The 6262-nt window shown below is 67.6% G+C and carries 6 protein-coding genes; 4 read left to right on the plus strand and 2 right to left on the minus strand.

The window, feature by feature from the left end; translation table 11 throughout:
- The first annotated feature begins 61 nt into the window (after positions 1-61).
- Entirely contained in the window at positions 62-1927 is a 1866-nt protein-coding gene (locus tag DI041_RS19780; protein ID WP_136639822.1) for an ABC-F family ATP-binding cassette domain-containing protein, read from the plus strand.
- 75 nt (positions 1928-2002) lie between these two features.
- On the opposite strand, the gene ampR is transcribed toward DI041_RS19780, so the two are convergent.
- Positions 2003-2869 (minus strand): LysR family transcriptional regulator AmpR, encoded by an 867-nt coding sequence (gene ampR / locus DI041_RS19785; protein ID WP_136639823.1) that lies wholly within the window; start codon positions 2867-2869, stop codon positions 2003-2005.
- A 178-nt stretch (positions 2870-3047) separates the two neighbouring features.
- Between ampR and blaL2 the strand changes: the two genes are divergently transcribed.
- The 3 genes from blaL2 to DI041_RS19800 all read left to right on the plus strand — a co-directional run bounded on the left by blaL2 (position 3048) and on the right by DI041_RS19800 (position 5954).
- On the plus strand, positions 3048-3959 hold the full coding sequence (gene blaL2, locus DI041_RS19790) for a L2 family extended-spectrum class A beta-lactamase (RefSeq protein ID WP_136639824.1): 912 nt from the start codon (positions 3048-3050) through the stop codon (positions 3957-3959).
- Positions 3960-4044: 85 nt separating this feature from the next.
- Entirely contained in the window at positions 4045-5259 is a 1215-nt protein-coding gene (locus DI041_RS19795; protein ID WP_136639825.1) for a cation:proton antiporter, read from the plus strand.
- A 53-nt stretch (positions 5260-5312) separates the two neighbouring features.
- Positions 5313-5954 (plus strand): hypothetical protein, encoded by a 642-nt coding sequence (locus tag DI041_RS19800; protein WP_046987510.1) that lies wholly within the window; start codon positions 5313-5315, stop codon positions 5952-5954.
- A 95-nt stretch (positions 5955-6049) separates the two neighbouring features.
- On the opposite strand, the gene DI041_RS19805 is transcribed toward DI041_RS19800, so the two are convergent.
- Positions 6050-6262, minus strand: a 213-nt coding sequence (locus DI041_RS19805; protein WP_136640148.1) for a DUF3011 domain-containing protein, incomplete at its 5' end; no start/stop codon positions are given.

The raw sequence follows: 6262 nt of genomic DNA on the forward strand, positions 1-6262 counted from the left end.
TTGCGTCGCAGGAACAGTGCTCACCAGCACATTCCATTCGGTTATATGGACCCCTCCCCCGATGATCTCCCTTCGTAATTTCGCCTTGCGCCGCGGCGAGCGGCTGCTGTTGTCCAATGTCGATCTGACCCTGCATGCCGGTTACCGGGTGGGTGTGGTCGGCCGCAACGGTGCCGGCAAGTCCAGCCTGTTCGCGGCAGTGAAGGGTGAGCTGGAGGCGGACAAGGGCGACGTCGATCTGCCCGGCAAGGTGCGCATCGCCAGCGTTGCCCAGGAAACCCCATCGCTGCCGGACCCGGCGCTGAGCTTCGTGCTGGGCGGTGATACCGAAGTGGCTGCCGTGCTGGCCGCCGAGGCCGATGCCACCGCCCGCGAAGACTGGGAAGCGGTGGCCGAAGCGCATACGAAGATGGCCGAGCTCAATGCCTACGACGCCGAAGCGCGCGCCGGCAAGCTGCTGCACGGCCTCGGTTTCCCGGCCGAGACCCATCACCGCGCGGTGTCCTCGTTCTCCGGCGGCTGGCGCGTGCGCCTGAACCTGGCCCGCGCGCTGATGATGCCCAGCGACCTGCTGCTGCTGGACGAGCCGACCAACCACCTGGATCTGGACGCGGTGTACTGGCTGGAACAGTGGCTGCTGAAGTACCCGGGCACGCTGCTGCTGATCTCGCATGACCGCGAGTTCCTCGACAACGTGGCCACCCACACCCTGCACCTGCACGGTGGTGGCGCCAAGCTCTACCCGGGCGGCTACACCGACTTCGAGCGCCAGCGCGCCGAACAGCTGCGCCAGCAGCAGATCGCGCACGACAAGGAACAGGCCGAGCGCGCCCACCTGCAGAGCTTCATTGACCGCTTCAAGGCGCAGGCCAGCAAGGCCGCGCAGGCGCAGAGCCGCATGAAGCGCCTGGCCAAGCTGGCTGGCACCGAGGCGGTACGCGCCGAACGCGAGTTCCGCATCGAGTTCGCGCCGCCGGCCAAGCTGCCGTTCTCGCTGATCCGCCTGAACCACGTCGAGGCCGGCTACGGCAAGGACGCGGTGATCCTGCACAACGTCGGCTTCGGCCTGGAAGCGGGCCAGCGCATCGGCCTGCTCGGCCCGAACGGCGCCGGTAAGACCACCCTGGTGAAGACCCTGGTGGGCGAGCTGGCACCAATCGTCGGCGAGCGCATGGCGCACCCTGACCTGAAAATCGGCTACTTCGCCCAGCACACGGTGGAGTCGCTGCACGAAGGCCAGTCGCCGATGGAGCATTTCCGCGAGATCGCCCCGGACGCACCGAACCAGTCGTTCCGCGATTTCCTCGGCAAGTGGAACTTCCCGGGCGACCGTGCGTTCGAGCCGGTCGATGGTTTCTCCGGCGGCGAGCGCGCGCGCCTGGCGCTGGCGCTGATCGCCTGGCAGCAGCCGAACGTGCTGCTGCTGGACGAACCGACCAACCACCTTGACCTGGAAATGCGCGAGGCGCTGGCTGAGGCACTGGCCACCTTCGAAGGCGCGATCGTGATGGTCTCGCATGACCGCCATCTGATCGGCCTGGTCTGCGATACCTACTGGCGCGTGGCCGATGGCGTGGTCGAGCCGTTCGACGGCGACCTTGACGCCTACGCCGCATGGCTGCGCACTCGTCCGCAGGCGCAGGGCACCAAGGCGCGCATGGAGCAGGTGGAAGAGCCGGTGGTGGTCAAGACCGCGCCGGTGGCGCAGGTGGTGCAGAAGAAGCCGGTGAATCCGCACAAGCTGGCCGCGGCCGAATCCAAGGTGGCCGAGCTGGAAGGCGTCCTGGCCGAGCTGGACCGCCAGCTGGCTGACCCGGCCAACTACGCCGATGCCACCCGCATGGCGGTGATCGGCCGCGACCGCGAAACCACCGCCGCGCAGCTGGAGAAGGCCGAAGCGGCGTGGATGGAGCTGCTGGAGTCCTGATCACGCAGAAAAGGGGACGGAGGGGATTAAGTCGTTTGTGACACAAACGACTTAATCCCCTCCGTCCCCTTTTTGTTATGTGCCCTGCGCCTGCAGCCATTCGCGGAACCGCTTCGCTGGCTCGCGTTCGGTACGTGAGCGCAGCCGGGTCAACCAGTAGCGGCCAAGATCCAGCGTGGTGCTGAATGGCTGCAGCAACCGGCCTTCAGCCAGTTCCTGCTCGAACATGCGCAAGGGCAGCAGTGCCACGCCAGCGCCACCGACTGCGGCCATCGCCACGGTCAACGACGAATCGAACACCGGCCCGCGTGCTTCCACGCCACTGACTCCGGCGGCCTGCAGCCAACGCGGCCATTCGTCGCTGCGGTAGGAGCGCAGCAGCGGCAGCATGCCCAGGTCGCGTGGCTGCTTCAGCCGCCGCGCCAATGCCGGCGCGCACAGCGGTGCGAACGGCGCATCGAGGATCGCCGTGCAGGCCTGGCCCTGCCAGTCGCCGTTGCCGAAACGGATCGCCAGATCCAGGCCTTCGCCGGCCAGGTCGATGCGGTTGTTGTGGGTCTGCAGGCGCAGCTCGATATCCGGATGCGCGGCCTCGAATGCGGCCAACCGTGGCAGCAGCCAGCCGGTGGCGAAGGTACCGACCACGCCCAGGGTCAGCACCTCGCGCGCGGGGCCGCCGGTGTAGCGCGCGATGCTGGCCGAGATGCGCTCGAACGATTCATTGAGCACCGGATACAGCGCCGCGCCCTCGTCGGTGAGCGCCACGCCACGCGGCAGGCGATGGAACAGGCGGATGCCGAGGCGGTCTTCCAGCCCGCGGATCTGGTGGCTGAGTGCGGCCTGGCTGACGCACAGTTCCAGCGCGGCGCGGGTGAAGTTCTGGTGGCGTGCGGCCGCCTCGAAGGCACGCAGGGCGTTCAGCGGCAGGGTTGGGTGCAGCATCAAGGGAGTCGTGAGTCAGGGTGATGGCTGATCCTACCTGCTCGACAAATATTTCAGGAAAATTAATGGGTTGATTGCGACAGTCATGAACTGCGCTAATGTCTTCCGCTGATTTTTCGCGCTGGTCGCCTGCGTGCGAGGCTTCAATAATCGAACGGTCCCCCCAGGAGAACCCCGCATGCTCGCCCGTCGCCGATTCCTGCAGTTCAGTGGTGCTGCCGTGGCTTCCTCGCTTGCTCTTCCGTTGCTGGCACGCGCGACGGGCAAGACCACCGCCAACGCGCCGGCCGAAGCTGCGATCACCGCGGCCACCGACTTCGCGACGCTGGAAAAGGCCTGTGCGGGACGCCTTGGCGTAACCCTGCTAGATACCGCCAGCGGCCGCCGCATCGGCCATCGCCAGGACGAGCGTTTCCCGATGTGCAGCACTTTCAAAAGCGTGCTGGCCGCCACCGTGCTCAGCCAGGCTGAGCGCACTCCCGCGCTGCTGGACACGCGCGTCCCGGTGCGCGATGCCGACCTGCTCTCGCATGCGCCGGTCACCCGTCGCCACGCCGGCAAGGACATGACCGTGCGTGACCTGTGCCGGGCGACGCTGATCACCAGCGACAACACCGCCGCCAATCTGCTGTTCGGCGTGGTCGGTGGCCCGCCCGCGGTGACCGCCTTCCTGCGCGCCAGTGGCGATGCGCTCAGCCGCAGCGACCGGCTCGAGCCTGAGCTGAACAGCTTTGCCAAGGGTGACCCGCGCGATACCACCACGCCCGCGGCGATGGCCGCGACCCTGCAACGGGTGGTGCTGGGCGAAGTGCTGCAACCGGGCTCGCGGCAGCAGCTGGCCGACTGGCTGATCGACAACGAAACCGGCGATGCCTGCCTGCGCGCGGGCCTGGGCAAGCGCTGGCGGGTCGGCGACAAGACCGGCAGCAATGGCGAAGACGCGCGCAACGATATCGCCGTGCTGTGGCCGGTAGCCGGCGGCGCACCGTGGGTGCTGACCGCCTATCTGCAGGCGGGTGCAATCAGTTATGAACAACGTGCCACGGTGCTGGCGCAGGTGGGGCGGATCGCCGATCGCCTGATCGGTTGAGGTAACCGGGGTCATTCAAAAGTCGCTTGCCGGATCGGTCGGGCGCGCGCATCCTGCGCGCCTTCGAACTACATGGATGTCCCCCATGAGCCATGAGCTGATCTACCTGCTGCTGATCTTCGCGTTGCTGGTGATCCCGCGCGCGCTGCAGCGTTTCAGCCTGCCGGCGCCGCTGACCTGCCTGCTGTTCGGCATCATCGGCATGCTCTGGCTGGGCGACCAGGCGCACGACGCAGTGATCGGCCTGCTGGCCACGCTGGGCATTTCCTCGTTGTTCCTGTTTGCTGGCCTGGAAGTGGACCTGCAGGCACTGCGCCGCGGCATGTGGCCGTTGCTGGCGCACCTGGTGATCCGCAGTGCGACCCTGTTCGGGGTGGGCTGGCTGGCCTGGCGCTACGCGGGGCTGCCGTGGCAGGCCGCCGGCCTGCTGGCGCTGGCGCTGCTGACCCCCTCCACCGGTTTCATCATGGATTCGCTGTCGCGGCTGGGCCTGAGCGAGGACGAGCGGTTCTGGGTCACCAGCAAGGCCATTGCCGGTGAACTGCTGGCACTGGCGGCCTTGTTCATCGTGCTGCAGGCCGGCGATCCGGGGCATATGGCGCTGTCCAGCCTGGCCCTGCTGGCGATGATGATCGGCCTGCCGCTGCTGTTCATTGCGTTGGGGCGCTGGGTGGCACCGCACGCGCCGGGCTCGGAGTTCTCGCTGCTGGTGATGGTGGGCATGGTCGCGGCCTATATCACCTACCTGCTGGGCGTGTACTACCTGGTCGGCGCGTTCATCGCCGGCCTGGTCGCGCGCCTGCTGCACCAGCGCATGCCGCTGCTGGCCTCGCACGAGAACCTGCACGCGCTGCGCCTGTTCGCCTCGTTCTTCGTGCCGTTCTACTTTTTCAATGCCGGCACCAAGGTGCCCAGCGAAGCGCTGAGCTTCGAGGCACTGGGGCTGGGTATCGTGATCACCCTGGTGGTGCTGCCGTTGCGCATCGGCGTGGTCTGGCTGCAGCGCCGGGTGATGTTCGGCGAAAGCTTCCGCAGCAGCCTGCGGGTTTCGCTGGCGCTGGCCCCGACGTTGATCTTCACCCTGGTGCTGGCGGCGATCATGCGCGAGCGTTTCCAGATTCCGGCGGTGTTGTTCGGTGCGCTGCTGCTGTATGCGGCACTGACCACGCTGCTGCCGTCGCTGGTGTTCCGCACCCCGTTCGATGTCGATCCGGTTGAACAGGAGCCGGCGGGCGAGGGCGAGGCGGCACCGGTGGCCGCCACCGAAACGCTGCCGGTGGCGCAGACGCCTGAACGTTGATCGGGGAGCGTGCGCGGTTTGCGCCCACCGGCCATGGCCGTTAGGGTTGGGGCATGAAACTGCCCGCCGCCGTCACCGCATCCGCCCTCCTGCTCAGCCTCGCTGCGTGTACGCAGCGCTCCGACACGGTCGCCCATGATCTGGCGACCGCACCGGCCGACGCCTTCATGGCCGCCGTGGCCGCACATTGCGGCCAGGCCTACGCGGGCAAGGTGGTGGAGGACACCCCGGCACCCACTGGCAAGGACCCGTTCGCTGGCCAGCGCCTGGTCATGCACGTTCGTGGTTGCGCCGACCCGGCGCATGAGCTGCGTATCCCGTTCCATGTTGGCGATGACCACTCGCGTACCTGGGTGCTGACCCGTACCGCGACCGGCCTGCGCCTGAAGCACGATCATCGTCATGCAGACGGCAGCCCCGATGCGATCACGCTGTATGGCGGCGACAGCACGCCGCCGGGGACCGCCGAGCGCCAGCAGTTCCCGGCCGATACGGATTCGGTGGCGATGTTCCGCCGCGCCGACATGCTGGCGTCGACCCACAACACCTGGGCGATGGAGATCGATCCCGACCAGACCTTCGTCTACGAACTGACCCGACCCGACGGCCGTCGCTTCCGCGTTCAGTTCGATCTGAGCAAGCCAGTGGACCTGCCGCCAGCGCCGTGGGGCGACCAGAAGGCACCCGCGCCGTGACCCAGGGGTCGGATCCCTCCTGCGGAGGGCCCCGACCCCGATGCTGAATCCAAGGGTCAGCGCCCTGGCCGTCGGCCAGGGATCCGACCCTGCACTCAACGCGTGCCGAATCGCGCCCGGCAACCGTTGCTTACCCACACCTGGCCACGCGAGTAACCCCAGCTGCGGCCTTCCTGGCAGGCGCTGCCGGACAGTTGCTGCTGCAGCACCGGCCGGCCCTGGCGCTCATCCCAGTCGCAGGTCTGCGAGCGGTTGTTGTTGCTGCTGCAGGTAACCGAGTAGTTGCGATCACCGCCGCCACCCCAGCC

Source organism: Stenotrophomonas maltophilia, assembly GCF_004920835.1.
Lineage (GTDB): Bacteria > Pseudomonadota > Gammaproteobacteria > Xanthomonadales > Xanthomonadaceae > Stenotrophomonas > Stenotrophomonas maltophilia_AQ.